This is a genomic window from Vaccinium witches'-broom phytoplasma str. VAC, assembly GCF_000309405.1.
Lineage (GTDB): Bacteria > Bacillota_I > Bacilli_A > Acholeplasmatales > Acholeplasmataceae > Phytoplasma.
Genome location: NZ_AKIN01000029.1, coordinates 1 through 707, shown reverse-complemented (window position 1 = coordinate 707; position 707 = coordinate 1). Strand labels below are relative to the sequence as shown.

The following is a 707-nucleotide window of genomic DNA, read 5'->3' as shown; positions in this document are numbered from 1 at the left end:
ATTTTTAAATATTGGCGGAGGAAGAGGGATTCGAACCCCCGCGTCCTTTCAGACCTTCCAGTTTTCAAGACTGGCCCCTTCAACCGGACTTGGGTATTCCTCCAAAAAATAATTATAACAAAATTTTAATTAAATTTATGGTGGACCCGGTAGGATTCGAACCTACGACCAACCGGTTATGAGCCGGTGGCTCTGACCAACTGAGCTACAGGTCCATACGATGGTGGCGGCAGAGGGACTTGAACCCTCGACCTCACGGGTATGAACCATGTGCTCTAGCCAGCTGAGCTACACCGCCTTTATTTAAATTTTGTGTTTTAATTTTTAATTTTTGAAATTATTAATATTAATGTTGGTGGAGCTTAGCGGATTCGAACCGCTGACCTCCTGTGTGCAAGACAGGCGCTCTACCAACTGAGCTAAAACCCCTTTTTTTTAATGGTACCTGAAGCCGGACTTGAACCGGCACGGCTCTAAAACCATGGGATTTTAAGTCCCACGTGTCTACCTGTTCCACCATTCAGGCAAATAAGCCAAATTAATTTTTCGTTTATATTTGTCTAAAAATTAAATAAAATGGTGACCCGTAAAGGACTCGAACCTTTGACACCTTGATTAAAAGTCAAGTGCTCTACCAACTGAGCTAACGGGCCTCATAATGGTGCCAAAAACAGGAATCGAACCCGCAACCTACTGATTACAAGTCA

At 43.4% G+C, this 707-nt stretch carries 6 tRNA genes; all 6 read right to left on the bottom strand.

What is annotated here, in order from left to right:
- Positions 1–12 precede the first annotated feature (12 nt).
- The 6 genes from RI68_RS00890 to RI68_RS00865 all read right to left on the bottom strand — a co-directional run bounded on the left by RI68_RS00890 (position 13) and on the right by RI68_RS00865 (position 653).
- Positions 13–103 (bottom strand) — tRNA-Ser (locus RI68_RS00890).
- Positions 104–138: 35 nt separating this feature from the next.
- A tRNA-Ile gene (locus RI68_RS00885) sits at positions 139–215 on the bottom strand.
- Between the two features lie 6 nt (positions 216–221).
- Positions 222–298, bottom strand: a tRNA-Met gene (locus tag RI68_RS00880).
- A 55-nt stretch (positions 299–353) separates the two neighbouring features.
- Positions 354–429: transfer RNA gene (locus tag RI68_RS00875), tRNA-Ala, on the bottom strand.
- Between the two features lie 10 nt (positions 430–439).
- A tRNA-Leu gene (locus RI68_RS00870) sits at positions 440–526 on the bottom strand.
- Positions 527–577: 51 nt separating this feature from the next.
- Positions 578–653 (bottom strand) — tRNA-Lys (locus RI68_RS00865).
- Positions 654–707: the final 54 nt, after the last annotated feature.